Source organism: Candidatus Neomarinimicrobiota bacterium, from assembly GCA_022573815.1.
Lineage (GTDB): Bacteria > Fidelibacterota > SORT01 > SORT01 > SORT01 > JACZTG01.
On record JACZTG010000011.1, the window covers coordinates 1 to 15938 of the forward strand.

Annotated in this window: 18 protein-coding genes; all 18 read right to left on the reverse strand. The window is 40.8% G+C overall.

The genetic code is table 11. The features are described 5' to 3' along the window. Positions 1–2491 (reverse strand): AAA family ATPase (locus IIB39_06010; GenBank protein ID MCH8928255.1); only part of this gene is annotated, 2491 nt, incomplete at its 3' end. A 9-nt stretch (positions 2492–2500) separates the two neighbouring features. Continuing rightward, positions 2501–2857 carry a histidine triad nucleotide-binding protein gene (locus IIB39_06015; protein MCH8928256.1) on the reverse strand — a complete coding sequence of 119 codons (357 nt, stop codon included), beginning with the start codon at positions 2855–2857 and terminating at the stop codon, positions 2501–2503. After that, entirely contained in the window at positions 2857–3609 is a 753-nt protein-coding gene (locus IIB39_06020; GenBank protein ID MCH8928257.1) for a 16S rRNA (uracil(1498)-N(3))-methyltransferase, read from the reverse strand. Before IIB39_06020 ends, IIB39_06015 begins: the two co-directional genes overlap by 1 nt. 10 nt (positions 3610–3619) lie before the next feature. Continuing rightward, positions 3620–4234 (reverse strand): hypothetical protein, encoded by a 615-nt coding sequence (locus IIB39_06025; protein MCH8928258.1) that lies wholly within the window; start codon positions 4232–4234, stop codon positions 3620–3622. A 15-nt stretch (positions 4235–4249) separates the two neighbouring features. Continuing rightward, positions 4250–4675, reverse strand: coding sequence for an ATP-binding protein (locus tag IIB39_06030; protein MCH8928259.1), 426 nt, complete (start codon positions 4673–4675; stop codon positions 4250–4252). 61 nt (positions 4676–4736) lie between these two features. After that, a complete protein-coding gene (locus tag IIB39_06035; GenBank protein ID MCH8928260.1) occupies positions 4737–5834 on the reverse strand; it encodes a mechanosensitive ion channel family protein in 1098 nt (365 codons plus the stop codon). 25 nt (positions 5835–5859) lie between these two features. After that, positions 5860–6042: a hypothetical protein gene (locus tag IIB39_06040; protein ID MCH8928261.1), complete on the reverse strand. Its 183-nt coding sequence runs from the start codon at positions 6040–6042 to the stop codon at positions 5860–5862. After that, on the reverse strand, positions 6042–6680 hold the full coding sequence (locus tag IIB39_06045; protein MCH8928262.1) for a deoxynucleoside kinase: 639 nt from the start codon (positions 6678–6680) through the stop codon (positions 6042–6044). Before IIB39_06045 ends, IIB39_06040 begins: the two co-directional genes overlap by 1 nt. Beyond that, positions 6677–7198: a 2-amino-4-hydroxy-6-hydroxymethyldihydropteridine diphosphokinase gene (folK, locus tag IIB39_06050; GenBank protein ID MCH8928263.1), complete on the reverse strand. Its 522-nt coding sequence runs from the start codon at positions 7196–7198 to the stop codon at positions 6677–6679. The genes IIB39_06045 and folK overlap by 4 nt, the downstream gene beginning before the upstream one ends. Positions 7199–7205: 7 nt before the next feature. Continuing rightward, positions 7206–7577 (reverse strand): dihydroneopterin aldolase, encoded by a 372-nt coding sequence (gene folB, locus IIB39_06055; GenBank protein ID MCH8928264.1) that lies wholly within the window; start codon positions 7575–7577, stop codon positions 7206–7208. A gap of 121 nt (positions 7578–7698) precedes the next feature. Then, positions 7699–8688 (reverse strand): flippase-like domain-containing protein, encoded by a 990-nt coding sequence (locus IIB39_06060; protein MCH8928265.1) that lies wholly within the window; start codon positions 8686–8688, stop codon positions 7699–7701. A gap of 16 nt (positions 8689–8704) precedes the next feature. Then, positions 8705–9355 (reverse strand): outer membrane lipoprotein carrier protein LolA, encoded by a 651-nt coding sequence (locus IIB39_06065; GenBank protein ID MCH8928266.1) that lies wholly within the window; start codon positions 9353–9355, stop codon positions 8705–8707. Next, positions 9352–11715: a DNA translocase FtsK gene (locus tag IIB39_06070; protein MCH8928267.1), complete on the reverse strand. Its 2364-nt coding sequence runs from the start codon at positions 11713–11715 to the stop codon at positions 9352–9354. The genes IIB39_06065 and IIB39_06070 overlap by 4 nt, the downstream gene beginning before the upstream one ends. A gap of 14 nt (positions 11716–11729) precedes the next feature. After that, positions 11730–12818: a glycine cleavage system aminomethyltransferase GcvT gene (gene gcvT / locus IIB39_06075; protein ID MCH8928268.1), complete on the reverse strand. Its 1089-nt coding sequence runs from the start codon at positions 12816–12818 to the stop codon at positions 11730–11732. Next, positions 12818–13972: a pyridoxal phosphate-dependent aminotransferase gene (locus IIB39_06080; protein ID MCH8928269.1), complete on the reverse strand. Its 1155-nt coding sequence runs from the start codon at positions 13970–13972 to the stop codon at positions 12818–12820. Before IIB39_06080 ends, gcvT begins: the two co-directional genes overlap by 1 nt. A 10-nt stretch (positions 13973–13982) precedes the next feature. Beyond that, positions 13983–14588 (reverse strand): Holliday junction branch migration protein RuvA, encoded by a 606-nt coding sequence (ruvA, locus tag IIB39_06085; GenBank protein ID MCH8928270.1) that lies wholly within the window; start codon positions 14586–14588, stop codon positions 13983–13985. Then, positions 14585–15097: a crossover junction endodeoxyribonuclease RuvC gene (gene ruvC, locus IIB39_06090; GenBank protein MCH8928271.1), complete on the reverse strand. Its 513-nt coding sequence runs from the start codon at positions 15095–15097 to the stop codon at positions 14585–14587. The genes ruvA and ruvC overlap by 4 nt, the downstream gene beginning before the upstream one ends. After that, complete coding sequence (locus tag IIB39_06095) at positions 15075–15827, reverse strand: YebC/PmpR family DNA-binding transcriptional regulator (protein ID MCH8928272.1); 753 nt, start codon at positions 15825–15827, stop codon at positions 15075–15077. Before IIB39_06095 ends, ruvC begins: the two co-directional genes overlap by 23 nt. Positions 15828–15938 lie beyond the last annotated feature (111 nt).

Genomic DNA, 15938 nt, shown 5'->3' on the forward strand with positions numbered 1-15938 from the left:
CGTCAACACGGGTTTCCTCAATTCCTGATAGCCGAAATTTTAATGCATCCTGATTTCTCTCCTCTGCAACCACTGCAATCATTGCTTCCTGATGCTCGGCAGATATATCATCTTTTTCCTTTGAAGCCGTTTCGACTTCTTCTATCATTTCCTCATATTTTTTCAGAAAGCCTGCCTGGTGTAGTTCAAGAGAATCTATTTTAATTTGTATTTCATCTTCGGATTTGCTTAGTTTTTCGAGGATTTCCTTATCTGAACCCTCCGACTCCATTTGAGTCAGTCTATTATTTACTCTGACTATTTCTGACTCTAATCCGTTTATACTTCCCGCAAGAGTGGCGTCTTCAGTTAATATTTCTCTTATCTGAGTCGTTAATTCATCAATCAATTTCCTTGTAGTCTCAAGAGAGTCTTTTGCTGATGCGTACTCTTTATTATTCTCTAATAGAGATTTTTCTACGGCTTCGATTTTATTCGAGAGTTCGATTCGAAGCTCTTTTCTTCCTACTTTGCCCGAATCATCCGACTCGTATCCACCGGATTTAATCATCGCGGCGCCGTCGTACATATATCCTTTAATATCTACAACTCGGTATCCTTCGGGGACTTGATAATCATTACCGTTCTTGGTTATCAATAGATCGCTGAAAAGGCTCGGGACTAATCCGTCATACCGGGAGCTCACAAATTCAGAAGCAGGTAAAAATCCGTTGTGCGTACTGCCGTTTGATTTAATATTTTTTAGAGAATCAAGCGCCAGAAACGTTACGGAACCCTTCTTGGATTCCGCCACCCATTGAGCGGCAGATTTGGCATTCGGAAGCGTATCTACAACAACCCAATCGCTTTCGCTGCCTAATGATTGATCAATCGCTTTCCTATAATCAGGTTTTACTTCAATCAAGTCCGCTACAGTTCCCTGTATGCCGGAAAGACCAGCGCCATTTTCAAGTAAATTTTTTACACCGCTGGAGTGCCCTCCTCTTCCCTCTATTAGTTCGCTGAGTATGCTTACTCTCGATTTGAGATTATTTTCACGGGATGTCAGATTTGATTTTTCTTCTTCCAATCTCGAAACTTTGGATTTTAATTTATCAATCTCCTCAGTAGAGGCGGACATTTTTTCTTCGAAAAGTGTTCTATCGGTTATTATCCTTTTACGGCGTCTATTTGCGTCATGTAACTCCTTTGTGGATGATTTAAGAGTCTCTTCCAACTCTCCTTTCTCGTTGAGCCTTGCTTCTCCACTGTTTTCTATCGCTTCTGCCCGGGCTATATATTTTTGTTTCTCACCGTTAAGTTTACCTATTTTTTCTATGTGAACCGCCCGCTCATGTTCAAGTTCTCTCTGATAGTTTTGTTTGGATTTTAGCTGTTCGATAGCCGAATCCAATTTCAATTGGATTTTACCATGCTGTTCCGACTGCCTCTTTAGTAATCCCTGAGATAGTTCCAGCTGTTCAGAAAACATTTTCTCCTGATCGCCAAGAGCCTTTAATCGGACATTTGCTGATTCAATCCGATGTTCAGCATTTTCGATGGCAGTTTGCTCGGACACAATTCTTTGTTTTGCGTATCCCTGTCTTTCTTTTGAGTCAATAAGAAGCTGCGCATGTTTTTCCACTTTTATTTCGCATGATTCTATTTCACTGTCCAACGCCTCAAGCTTCTTCTCTATTTGCCTGTGGAGCGCTTCATCCATTTCTATCTGACTGGCTGCATCATCCCGCTGAAGTTTTTGTGTTTGCAGCTTCTTTGCCAGCGGAGCCATTTCCCGCAGAATGTCGTGATACTGATAACGCGCTAATCGGATTTCACTTTCAATAAGTATATCTTTTTCCTGTTGATATTTTTTAAATTTATTGAGCTGATATTTTAGAGAACGAACGTTTTTCTCCACTTCGCTAATAATATCAAATACTCTGAGAAGATCTGTTTTAGTCGCATCCAGCTTTCTAAGAGTCACCCTTCGCTGATTTTTATACTTTGTTATTCCTGCGGCTTCCTCGAACATCTTTCTACGCTCGATTGGTTCCTCAGAGAGTAAGCTATCAACCATTTTGAGCTCAATCACCGAGTACGCATCAGGACCCATTCCGGTATCCACAAATAGATCATTTATATCTTTTAACCGAACAAGATTCTTATTTATAAGATATTCGGATTCACCATCGCGAAACAGCCTTCGAGTTATCATAACGTCCGTATATTCGATAGGAAGAACGCCTCTGTTATTATGAAGTGTTAATGATACTTCGGCGTATCCAAGCGGTTTTCTCCCTTTTGAACCGTTGAATATAACGTCCTGCATCTTCTCTGTGCGGAGCATACTTGAACGCTGCTCACCCAATACCCACCGGATAGCGTCGACAATATTCGTTTTACCGCATCCGTTGGGACCCACTATGCTGGTTATTCCCCTTTCAATGGGAATTACCGTCTTGGTGGCGAATGACTTAAATCCGAATATGTCTAATTTTGATAAATACATTTTTAATTATTACCCCGGAGGCCAGAGCATCGGGCGACCACCAAGCAGGTGTAAGTGTAAATGAAACACCGTTTGTCCTGCTCCCCTTCCATTATTAATTACAAGTCGGTAACCTTCTGAGGAAATACCCTCTTCTGAGGCTAATTTATTCGCCGTGTTAAACATTGAGAAGAGTAAGTCTGAATGCGTTTCATTGATATCGGCGGCAAATGCTATATGATCCTTTGGAATAAGGAGTATATGAGTCGGCGCTTGGGGATTAATATCCCTGAATGCCACAATGTTCTCATCTTCATATACAAAATCCGTTGGTAGGTCTCCTGATATTATTTTACAAAAAAGGCAATCGTTATCAGCTGATGCCATCAGTTATTATCTACTCCTTCAAAATGATTCATAATTATCGAGACAGCCGCCGTGGATGCGGTTTCCGATCTCAAACGCCTACTGCCAAGTGATACAGGATTAAATCCCGCATTGATAGCGGTATCAATTTCTTCGCCTGAAAAATCACCTTCAGGACCAACTATAAGCACCGCCCTGTTTATGACGGAACCATTAATGCTGCCCATAAAAGCACTCAGCGAAGAAACATTTTTATCCATTGATGCGAGAATCTTTAAATCGTAGCTGTCAGATTCTGAGATAAATTTCTCGAATTGGATTGAATCTCTCAGCAGTGGTAATCTACATCTTCCTGACTGTTTCATCGCCGAGACGGCAATACTATTGAGTCTACTCAAATTGACAGATTTTTTTATCGCACGGGATGTCTCCAAAGGAATAAGAGAAGATATGCCCAGCTGTGTACAACTGTTCAGCGTTTCCTCCAAATGCGATGCCTTTAACAATCCCAATCCCACCGTTAACTTAATTTTCGGCTCGTTCAATTCATGTACTACATTTATTATATCGCAGCTAACTGTCTCTTCAGTGATGTTACGGATAACAGCTTCATATGCATTTCCGTTTCCATCAACAGCCCAAATTTCAGCGCCTACTTCTTTTCTAAACACTTTACGCAGATGATGAGCCTCATCTCCGGTTATCTGAAGATTATCACCAGCTATGTCTGATTTATCTACAAAAAAATAATCATGATTAATTGCCGGCGACATATTCAGATTCTTATTTAATCCATTTACCGATTTCCACTCTTAAGGCAATTCCTCCAAATGGAACTCTATTATCAAGTACTTTTCCAAAATCTATGATGCTATAACCGATACTTGCGTTAATAAAATTCCCCTTACTTGTTTGGATATTCGCTCCGAGATTAAACTTTGCTCCGATAGTATAATACGCTTTGCCTTTTGAAAATTGTTCAATAAAACCTACATTATTATTTACATCTGATTCGTCTTTCATATCAAATCCCATAACGGGTCCTGCTGATATTTGAACATATGGTCTCAAGTTATCGACAATCTGGTCCACGAAGAGCATTCTCTTATAACCTATCATTACAGGGAACAACAGAAGGTTTTCATTGAATAATTTAAATGTTATTCCTGTAAAAGGGTCCACTATTGGAACTTCATTGGGGCCATTAACGAGTATTAATTCGATGTCCATTGCAATGAAACTTTTTCGGTTCAGATTCCAGTTATAAGCGTACCTGGCGCCTGCTCCCTTATCAGTTAGGGTAAGCCCAATTCCACGCTCGTTTGGAAACTCACCCGGAAATGCGGCAGCGGATTGGGTTAATATAAATAATATTATTAAACTCACGTGTGTTTTCATCGTCCGTCCCAAAAATTAATTACCTCTATTTATGTACTTCACCAGCTGAACTTCTGTTCCCTGATTATCAGACGTCACTACCACCTTGTCCATCAAAGATTTCATTATCAGGATACCTCTGCCGCTATCTTTAAGAATGTTTTCGTTTGCTCGAGGATCGCTTATTTTATCGATCTCAAAACCCCCTCCGTTATCTTTTACATATACGATAATCTTTTCCTTCTCATTCTTATACGAAATTTCTATCGCTTTTGATTCATTATTTTTATTTCCGTGTTTTATAGCATTATTCACGGCTTCGGTGACCGCTATCGAGATATCTTCTATTACGTCCTCCGATAATCCCAATTGCTCTCCAATATTTTCTGTAAATTCAGCTACCTTTTTCAGCTCGTTAACGCTGCTGCGTATCGTGAGGTTTTCTGATAGTACATCTACCACATCAACCTCTCGTCATCTTGAAGGCACAATATATAGTATAATCGTATGATTACCAAGGGTTTTATTCGTTTTTTCGATTTTCTGTTTCATCGCTTTTTTCTGATTTATTCTGCTCATTCTCCGCTGATTTATCGCTGTCTGAATCTGTATTTTTTTTCTCCATTAAATTTTTTATACTCTCTATTGCTCCAGCCATCTTTTTTGTTTCTCGTTCGAATACCATTCCCCGTAATTTAGGGTCTTTTATTTCCTCTTTTGAGCCCGGCTCAGGACGAATATCAAGATTTTCTGTATTAATTTCCAAGTCCTGAGAATCCATAGAATGCATATATAGAACATTGCGGGCAAACGGTATATCCACATTTCGAGCGTCAAACCGTTGCTTGAGAATCATCCTTAAATCTCTTTCAGCGCCGCCTTGCTTTCCGGGTTGTACTTTAGCGATTATTCTCGCTGTTACTTCGCTTGCTCCGAATTCGGTAATAGCCTGAATGGACGGATGCTCAATTATAATTTCGTAATTATCTCTTGCCCACAGGGAAGCCGCCTCTTCCATCACACTTAAAGCTTTCTCAATATCCTGTTCATAAGCGAGTCCGACATTGACATTGACTCTCATATAACCCTTGCTCTTATTACCGAAGTTAGAAAGTTCACTGCTTGGGATGTTCCTCAATTCACCGGAAAATTGCCTTACCTGGATGTACCTGATTCCGACCTTTTCAACAGTGCCATTAATACCACCCACACTTATAGAATCACCAACAGAAATTAGATCTTCTATTATCAGCAAAACTCCGGCTATCAAATCTTTAATTATCGATTGAGCAGCCAATCCAATAGCAATACCGAACATTCCTATGACTGCTATCAATGCTGATGTATTTATACCGAATTCACCTAATATCAAAATTCCGGCTATGGTCCAGATACCGACTTTTATAAGATTTTGTAATATGGGAATGATAGTAGCTCCTTTATCATTTCCGTTTCCATCGGATTGCCTTGTTTTGAGATGATTTAATCGGGTATGAAGCGCTCTTATAAAAACCCCTGAAACAACAAACGCAACGACTGCTATAAGTGATATTTTCAGAAGGACAGTTATGTATCGGACTATATTCTCTTCGTTCAATACGTTATAAAACAGTTCAATCAATCTTTTTCCTTATCTATCTAATTGTTCAATTCTCATCAATATCATCAAACTCGGCATCTTCAACATCGTTTTTATTGTAATTCAGTTTTTTGCGTTTCACCTTTTTCCCCGGATTATCAGCTGACATAGTGGATTTTATGAATCGCGATGCTTTGAAAATATTATAAACTATCCAGACAATTGCTGCGATTATCAATATCTTAAACATCACATTCCTTTAGGATTATAATATCTTGTCCCGGAAAAAGGTTGCCGGATTTTTTCCATAAGATTTTCCTGATCTTCTTTATCATTTACAAAATCTATATCTGTAGCGTTAACTATCAGGAGCGGGCTTCGATCATATCGTAAAAAAAAATCATTATAAGCATCGTTTAATTCCTGAATATATTCCGTAGTAATCAGATCTTCGTAATATCTGCCTCTCTCCTTAATATTCGTCATCAATCTGCCTGTTGAAGACTGCAGATATATCACAAGGTCGGGGTTCGGGATATCCCTTTCAAGTAATGTGACTACAGAATTATAAAGAGTAAGCTCTTTATCGGATAAATTGATATTTGCAAATATTTTATCTTTCACAAACATATAATCGGACACGAGCAACTTATGAAATAACTCTACCTGCATCATTTCCTGATGCTGTCTGTATCTACTCAACAGAAAATACAGCTGTGTCTGAAATGCGAATCGCTCTTTGTCTTTATAAAAATCTTCCAAAAAAGGATTGTCCTCAAATTTCTCAAATACGACCTTCGCTGAAAACTGTTCGCCGATAAGAGAGCAAAGGCTTGTTTTTCCAACTCCGATAACTCCTTCGACCGCAATATAATAAATATTTCTCATACGTGCGTATTTTCCAATCGTATAATATCTTCGTCATATATTTCGATATTATCTTTGTCATCGGCGGAGTTTACGAGCTCGGAAACGGATTTTCCTGTAACGGGGCACACAAACTCCGGGTTGATATCTTCTAACGGCTTAAGTACGAAAAGACGCTCGTACAGTAAGGGGTGCGGAATTTCGAGATTGCCGGATTTAATTATCTCTTTACCGTAAAACAAAATGTCCAAATCAATCAATCGGGGTCCATTCTTTTTATTTCTAATCCTCCCGATATCGGCTTCGATTTTAAGAAGAAGATTCAGGAGCTCCCCGGGCGAAAGAGAAGTATCAATTTCCATTACGGCATTAAGAAATTCCGGTTGTTCAATGAAATACTTGGGCTCGGACAGATATATTTTTGAAACGTTACCCACGTTTGTAGATTCGTCTCTATCCACTAATTCAACCGCCTTGCTCAGATTCTCCAATCTATCGCCTAAATTTGAACCTAACCCTATATAAGATATTTCCGCCATTATATTGCTATTCTACTCCATTGCTGTTTTCTCTGGAGAGTTCCACTTCCACATAATCTATCACTCCCCCGATTGGAACATTCCTCTTCCTGATCCTTACGTAAACTTTATTGACAGTGAAAGCAGATAAAATTTCTTTGGCAACATCTCCCGCAATTTTTTCTATGAGATGGTATTTAGAACCTTCAATTTTTTGCTTTATAAGAACATATGCTTTCTGGTAATCCACCGCATCTGAAAGATCATCGGTCACGGAAGCAGCGCTAAAATCCCCGATCAAATCAATATCGACTTCAAATCTTCCGCCAATTTCCCGCTCCTCTTTCAATGTGCCGTGATAGCCGAAAAAGACCATATTTTTCAATGTAATTCTATCCATTAAATCGTCTTGTGTTAAACGGTATCAAATTAACTTTATCCCTCTGCACTTTCAAGATAAAACATAATGGAAGACTGTCTAAGACTAATTAAAACATAATTATATTGATTTAAATTCTGCTTCACTCTATTTCATTTGTATAAGAACTTTTTACGGCTGATTTCAGTTTGATATTACCCCGCCACATAAAGTATAAACCCATAATTGTTACAGGAATATAATTAGTAGCATGCATTACAACCGCGCCGGCTCTCGCAGCATTTGAATCGATTCCCATAAATACCAGAGAAGCGATGACAAAACCATGAAAAGTGCCGATATTTCCGGGCGCCGAAGGAATAGATACAGCGAATAGTATAAATATCAGTACAAGTAAAGATGCGCTAAATGGCAGGTCAAAGTCAAAAATCTCTAACGCAAACCAGACCCAGGACACGTTTACACTCCATAATAAAAAAGACAATAGCAGTAACCAAAGCAGCTGTTTGATATTATTAACTGCCTTCAGCCCTTCGGAAAATGAACGGACTATCTCTTCCCCTCTCTTTCTCACCTTTTCAGAAAATCTTTTCGTCACCAAATTGTTTAACTTGACAAGTAAATTCGGATGATTTCTTCCATAAAAAGTAAATATCATCAAGACACCAAATAGGACCAAAGCTCCGTATCCGGTCGCTGTGGCCCATTCCGGAAGGGTGGGAAACGAGATTAATGCCATTCCGAATATGGCAAGGGACATAACCAAATCAAAAATACGCTCAATGAATACCGATCCGAACGCCGCTGCTTTTTTAATGCCGGAGTATTTTGAGATTACTACAAGCCTCACTATATCTCCGATTCTGAACGGCAGGACATTATTAGCCATATAACCTATCATTGTGGCAGAAAACGCTGAACGGACGCTCACTTCCTGAATAGGACTAAGAATGTATTTCCACCGATAACCTCGAAGCCAAAAACTCAGTACCATCGCTGCAGTTGCCGGCAGAATCCAGACATAATCCGCTTTTGCAATAGCTATTGAAAATTCTTCTAAATTTATATCACGAAAAGCGAAGTAAATAAATACAATGCTGATAAAGATACCGGCGATCTGCTTTTTATTCATAGAATTATCCGGTGACCTATCTCAGGTCCACCGTTTCCACGCCGGAAGGAGAATCAAATTTAAAATGGGAATCATCAAAATTCGGATTAAGATTTATTTCGGTAATCTCCCATAAAGTGACATTCTGATTTATATCTATATATTCTATGCTTCTGATAAGATAGTCCTCACCATCCACCCAGATACGAATGGCGGTCACAAAACTTCCACTCTCTTTCGGTTTAAGTTCCAAAAGATATTCACCCTCGAACTTATCCTCTTTCAACAGTTTTGCTCTATAATCTTTAGGGTAATCAGACAGAAAATCTCCCGGTAATATTGTACCCCCTGATTTGTCAATTCTATTTATTATCACCTGTTTCGTGAATGGAGTATAACTCCATACTGATTCTCCATCGCTCACAATAGTTTGTTCTTCGGTATAAAGGCGAAATTTTATGAGGTCTTGCATATCCAATTTTCCGGCTGATTTACTGCCTCTGTTAGACGATTTCCATTTATAAGACTGCTCATAGGCTATGGAAATACTTTTTTCTTTTTTTAGAGCATTTCTCATCTTATCGAATACCTCATTAGCGCTTTGGGCTTGAACTTCCTGTGGAATTAAAAACCCAATACTGATACCGAGTAGAAGGAAAATTCGTTTAATGTTTACAATCAGTGTCAATTATTGTCCTCGTCAGTTTCGTTCTCAAGATTCTTTTTCAGGTCTGCTTCGTCCCATAATACTTCTCGCGCTTTACTCCCCTCGAACTTACCGACGACTCCCGCATTTTCAAGTTCATCTATTAATCGGGCAGCGCGTGAATATCCTACTCTTAATCGTCTTTGCAGCAAAGAAACCGAGCCTTGTTGATGAGTAACGACTAAGCGCATCGCTTCGGGTAAAAGAGAATCGTTCCCAAAAAATTCAAGATAACCCTCTCCATCCGATCTTAACGGCGCTTCTTTCATTGAAGGTAGCGGTTTTTCTTCGTACTTCGGCTGCTCATTAATATGGTTGAGCAAATTTTCTATCTCAGGAAGCGAGATGAAAGAGTTATGTACTCGTATTGCTTCAGGTTCTGTTGACGGAAGATAAAGCATATCGCCTTTGCCAAGAAGTTTATCGGCTCCGTTCATATCAATTATCGTGCGTGAATCCGTTTTAGTAGCTACCTGAAACGCCATACGGGCAGGGAAATTGGCCTTAATCACACCTGTCAGTACATCAACCGATGGTCGTTGAGTGGCAACTATCAGGTGAATACCCACAGCTCTCGCCATTTGCGCCAATCGTGAGATCGGCTCTTCAATATCTTTGGCGGCAGTAATCATCAAATCGGCAAGCTCGTCAATTACAATCACGATATAAGGAATTTTGGGGAAATCGCCTGATGCCTCAGCTCTGTTATTATAGTCCACGATTCCTCGCACCCCTAAATCTGCTAAGAGATCATATCTCCTCTCCATCTCTACTTCAGCGCTTTTCAAAGCCAGAACAGCCAGATGCGGCGACGTAATGATATCCTCTTTCACATCCCTCATTGGCATAAGGTGATATCCTTTCAGCTTCTTATAGATTGATAATTCTATTTTCTTCGGATCTATCATAATAAATTTCAGCTCGTCGGGTCTTGCTTTGTACAGCATACTTGTGATAATGGAATTAATGCATACGCTTTTCCCTGAACCTGTTGAACCGGCAATCAGTAAATGAGGCATTGTTGCCAAATCAACACAAATAATTTCGCCGGAAGAAGTTTTCCCAAGCGCTATTGTGAGCGGTGAATCCGACGATGCGAATTTTTCCGAGTTGATGATAGACTTCATATAAACCGTCGCGGTTTTTTTATTCGGTATTTCTACGCCCACCGCCGCTTTTCCGGGAATAGGCGCGATAATCCGAACTCTCTTCGCCCGGAGAGCCAGAGCTATATCATCCGATAAACTGACAATCTTATTGACCTTTACTCCGGGAGCGGGTTCAAGCTCGAACCGAGTGATAACAGGACCTGGGTGAACTTCGATAACCTTGGCGCTCACTTTAAAGCTTTCAAGGGTCTCTTCCAATAACTTTGCTTTGTCCATTATTTCTTCACGCGAGATTTGATCTTCATTTATCTTCGGTGGAGATTCAAGCAAGTCAACAGAGGGAAAATTATATTCCCGTTTAGCATACTCCTCACGCTCGGCATCGTAGTCAATTTCATTCTCTACTATTTGGTCTGTGACTGTATATTCAGCGCTTTCATTCTTTTCCGCTGATTCTTCCACAAGGGTTTCCGTTTCATTCGTAATTGCTGAAACGGTAGATTCTTCTTCAGATAGAAAAACTTCTTTTTCTGTGCTTCCACCGTTCGATTGAGGTTGGGATTCGGTTAATTCCTTTTCTATCATTACCTCAGGGGGATTCCACTCTTCTTCTTCGATACTCTCTTCAGGAATATAAATATCTTCTTTTATTTCTCTTTTGACTTTCCTCTTCCGATCTTTCTTTAATCGCTTGACAGACTCAACCAACATTCTAAACGGCATTTTTATACTTTCTGTCAATCCGTAAATACTCCAACCGAAATATCCCGTAGTCAGAAGAATCAGCGCCAATCCTATGAATATCCACGCTCCGAATATTCCCAGAAATGTTGTAAGAAATCCCGCTAAAACACCTCCAACCGCACCCGGAACAGCCCACGATTTTCCGATTATCAATGCCGAAAAAGTTGAAAACAGTAAGGCCATAATTGATAAAAATAGCGTAAACTTGGTCAGCGCTGCCGTTTTTTTGCCGCTGAATATCCACCATCCCCATAACAACAATAAGAGTGGTATGACTGACGAACCGAGTCCGAGAAACATTTTAATGAGGTAATGGGAGACGAATACTCCACCGATTCCCAAATAATTCGATGTCCTTAATTCGGTGATGTTGTTCGGCTCCTCAGACATATCGTAGCTGAGCATTGAAGCTGCGACCAGCACGGCAAGCGCCATAAATAGAAGCCCGATGACCTCTTTTCGTCTTTCTTGTTTCTTTTTAACAGTCAATGTTAATCACGCTCTCACGGTGTATAAAAAGGAGGTTTAATAATCTGCGCCGATTGATTTCTCCCCCTGATGTCTATTATCAAATTCGTACCCACCTCATGATTACCGGCAGTTACATATCCAAGTCCGATACCCGCCTGAAGAACCGGAGAAAATGTACCGCTTGTAACCTCTCCAATCAGATTATCATCTTTCAGAATGTCATAGCCGTGTCTCGGTATAGCTTTTTTCTCCATTTTAAATGCCACTAACCTTCTTTTTAACCCTTCTTCTTTTTGTGCCTTCAAGCTGTCCGAACCGATAAATTTACCTTTCTTAAGCTTGGTAATCCAACCTAATCCAGCTTCAAGCGGATTTGTTGTTTTATCAATATCATTCCCGTATAAGCAGTAGCACATCTCTAATCGGAGTGTGTCTCTTGCTCCGAGCCCGACCGGTAATATTTCGAATTCCTCTCCTGCCGATATAAGATCGTTCCAAACATCAGGAGCATCAGCCGAATTCAGATATAGCTCGAATCCTTTTTCACCGGTGTATCCTGTTTTTGAGATTATGGCGTTTTTCCCCGAAACGCTTCCCGATTCAAATCTGTAATATTGAATTTCATCTAAATTCGTTTCCGTCAACTTTTCGATAACCTCTTTCGCGTTCTTTCCCTGTACGGCGATAAGAGCCGTTTCCTCTGATATATTTTTTAATTTCACATCTGTCGGTTTATGGGAATCAAGCCAATCAAAATCTTTTTCAATATTGGAAGCGTTCACTACGAGCATATATTTATCAGGGAAGCGATATACTATCAGGTCATCTATCATTCCCCCGTCCTCATAACAAAGCCCGGAATATTGTGCCTGACCGAGCTCTAATTTTGATACGTCATTCAAGGTCATAAGTTGTAAAAACTCCAAGGCTCCTTCGCCCGTGACCTCGAATTCACCCATATGGGACACATCGAATATACCCACGCTATTTCTGACTGCCATATGTTCTTTGACAATTCCGGAATATTGAACAGGCATCTCATAACCGGCAAATGGAACCATCTTAGCTCCCGCATGCACGTGAATGTCATATAGCGACGTTCTTTTATTTTGAGACAATATTAAAGCACTCCCTCAATCCGATTCAGCGCCTCTAAAATGTTTTCTGTGGAATTCGCATACGAAAACCGAACATAACCCTCTCCATTCGAGCCGAATGATGTACCTTTCAGGACAGCGACTCCCGCTTCATTGAGAAACTTGTCCTCCGCTTCTTCTGAACTCAAACCGGTGGCGGAGATATTCGGGAACACATAAAAAGCGCCCTTTGGTGTCCTGCAGCTGATTCCGGGTATGGCGTTAAGTCCATCAACAATGACATCTTTTCTCTTCTTGAATTCGGCTATCATATTTTCCGAGTCTTCCTGAGAACCGTTTAACGCTTCGATTCCTGCTCTTTGAGTAAAGGAAGACGTGCAGGAATTACTGTTAACCATAAATTTTGAGACCATATCCGCTACATTTTGAGGCATAACTCCGTAGCCGAGCCGCCAACCGGTCATAGCATAGGTCTTGGAAAACCCCTCTATAAGAATCGTTTTTTCTTTCATACCGTCATAGGCCAGAATGGAAGAATGTTTACCGTCATAAACCATTCGACTGTAAACCTCATCAGTCATAATTATAATATCTCTGTCGGCGACCATATCCGCAATTTCCGCAAGGTCTTCTTCCGCCAGCACACCGCCGGTTGGGTTTTGAGGCGAATTGATAATAATCATCCGGGTATTATCATTGATTAAATCTCTTAGTTCGTTTACGTCAAAGCTGAAATCCATTTCCTCTCTGAGCATAATCGGAACCGCCTTCCCTCCGATAAAATTAATCATTGATTCGTAAATCGGAAATCCCGGATTCGGATAGATTACCTCATCCCCTTTTTCGATGCAGGCAAGTATGGAGAAAAACATTATCGGCTTGGCTCCGGGAGTTATAACTATGTTCTCGGATCCTATGTCCAATCCTCGGGTGGATTTTATTTCCCCTATAATAGCTTTTTTGAGCTCTATGTCGCCGGAAGCAGGACCGTAGTGCGTCCAACCCTCATCCAACGCTTTATGAGCCGCTTCGATTATATGGCGCGGAGTGTCAAAATCCGGTTCACCGATCTCAAGATGAATAATTGATTTACCTTTTGCCTCAAGCGCCTTTGCTCTTGCAAGAACTTCAAACGCTGTTTCCGTCCCCAATCTTTTTGTTCTTTCAGCTAAATACATTTCATATTCCTTAGTTTAATCTACTAAGCGATTCCCGAATCAACTCTTCCGGCTCTGCCTTATCGCCCAAATTTTTAACAGATTTTTTGACTGCTTCAAAAGCCTGTTTCCGGGCATAGCCGAGAGTTTCAAGCGCCCTGACGGCAGATAATACGTTTTCTTCCAATTCAGTGTCAGCATCCGTGCCTTTCAGCCATTCATCCCCGTCAGCAATCGCTCCGAGCTTATCCCTCAACTCAACTATCAACCTCTGAGCGGTTTTCTTTCCGATACCTTTAATTGTGGTAAGCCGTTCTACATCACCCTCTCTGACCGAATTTTTAAGCTGAACTATTCCCGTTCCGGATAAAATCCCTAAAGCGACTTTAGGTCCGATTCCCGATACTCCAATCAAATATCGAAACATCTCCAGCTCGTCCGTGTTGATGAACCCGTAAAGCGACATCTCATCCTCACGAACATGAAAATGAGTATGTAACAGCAGCGAAGAGCCTTTGTCAGGCAGCTTTTCGTATGTGCTTAAAGGGATATTGACCTTTAATCCGAAGCCGCCGACTTCAATTGTGGCAACTGTCGGTTGTTTGTCAATAAGAGTACCCTTTATGTAACTTATCATCTGATCACCGGTCCATGATTAGCGTGACAAATCGCCGCAGCTAAAGCATCAGAAGCATGTTGACCTGAAAGATCGTCCAAATTAAGCAAATTTTTCACCATAAATTCCACCTGCTCTTTTGAGGCGGCGCCGTTTCCCACAACCGATTGCTTAATTTTACGCGCCGAATACTCAACACTCTTTACGTTAGATTGTGCTAACGTCAACAGGAGCGCGCCGCGAGCGTGTCCCATCTGAAGCGCCGTCTTAGCATTTGCGCCGTAAAAAGTCTCTTCGATCACGCCTACGTCAGGATTGGATTTATCAAGAGCATCCCGAAGCCACTCGCTCAACTTAAGAAGTCGAACGCTGAAATCTGTTTTAGAATTTGTGCTGATTTCGCCTGAATCCACGTAATGGAGATGACTCCCCTCCTGTCTGATTACCCCATATCCGGCAGTCGCGAGCCCCGGATCAATTCCGAGGATAGTCATACTTCCTTTATCTTCAGACAGTTGCCATTTCCTCAAGGATTTTTTCGTCTATATCAAAATTCGAAAATACATTTTGAACGTCTTCGTGATTCTCTAATTGTTCCATAAGCTGAAGGAGCTTTCTGGCATCTGAACCATCAATATCTTTTGTAGTATTTGGAATTTGCGTAAGTTCCGCTGATTCGAATCTGATATTGGAATCGTTTAGAGCCGACTTAACGTTCTCGAAATTTTCTGGTGAAGTTATAACTTCGTACACATCCCCCTCAACTGTCATATCATCAGCGCCTGCATCCACAACTATGCTGAATAAATCGTCCTCACTCACTATTTCTTTCCTTATAGTCAGCAACCCTTTCGCCTCGAATTGCCATGCCACGCTGCCGGGTCCTGCGAGAGAACCGTCATGTTTAGTTAATAGATGCCGTATCTCTGAAACAGTTCTGTTTTTATTATCAGTCAGAGCGTGTATTAATAGCGCCGCTCCTCCCGGACCGTATCCTTCATATGAAGCTTCCTCATAAACGATTCCCGGAAGTTCCCCGGTTCCTTTCTTTATAGCCTTTTCGATATTGGAAGCCGGCATGTTAACTGATTTTGCGGTAGAGATGGCGCTTCTCAGCCTCGGATTGGCGGACTCGTCTCCACCTCCCTCTTTTGCCGCTACCGTCAACTCTTTGATTACTTTAGTAAATATTTGTCCGCGTTTCGCATCTGCCACACCTTTCTTTCTCTTTATAGTGCTCCATTTCGAATGTCCGGACATCTAAATTACCTTTGAAATCTTATGTCAATTATTATGAACATCGGTTTTATCCGATCTTTATAATGTAAATTATGTCTCGTTCTGATGCAATGAAAACGTAATTGCAGTTCG